This is a genomic window from Acinetobacter entericus (genome assembly GCF_026168575.1).
Taxonomy (GTDB): domain Bacteria; phylum Pseudomonadota; class Gammaproteobacteria; order Pseudomonadales; family Moraxellaceae; genus Acinetobacter; species Acinetobacter bouvetii.
Map to the genome: position 1 here is coordinate 1 of NZ_JAPEQW010000127.1, position 647 is coordinate 647.

At 42.5% G+C, this 647-nt stretch carries 1 pseudogene; it reads right to left on the bottom strand.

The features are described 5' to 3' along the window. A pseudogene (locus OKC24_RS19870) lies at positions 1-488 on the bottom strand (hypothetical protein); the annotation flags it as partial. Positions 489-647 lie beyond the last annotated feature (159 nt).

A 647-nucleotide genomic window follows, 5' to 3' on the forward strand; every position in this document is an offset into this window, starting at 1 on the left:
TGAATCACATCAGCGTAATTGTCTTTGAATGCCTCATAAGCCAAATACATCGCTCGATCTGCATTTTTCGCCCAATTGATTTCTTCAAACATTTCATAACAGCGGTCATACGCATCTTTTTCTGCATTGGTAATCGCTTGCTTGGAGTCCTTGCGCCACTTCAAGATATTCGCTAATGCTGCATGCTTACCCTTGAATGAATCCTGTAGGCGCTGTTGGTCCGTGCCAAAGCCAGTGATTCCTAAGCACCACTTGCGGAACATGGCTGGATCTGGACAAAAGCCATTATCACGAACTTGAGATAGGCCAAAATTAACTTGATCATGAGTTAGGCCATCAATGCAGATTTTCATTGCTGTGTTGATCTGTGCTGTAGCAATGCCGTCAAAAGTTTTTTCAAATGAACGCGGTGCAATTGCTTTAAAAACACCAACCAGTTGTGCTGAGTTAATTGGGCCAAGGTTTTGATTAGAAGCCGTAAGTTGCATTGCCTTGCTCCTCTTGTGTGATTAATTCTTGAATTTCAGACATTCGAGTTGACGACTGAGTTTGATTTCCAAAATTGCCGCCTGTTGAGATGCGAGGTTCAAACAGGCCCTGATGATTACCCTTGATTGCTGTTTTCAGGGAAATATCTGATTTCTCAA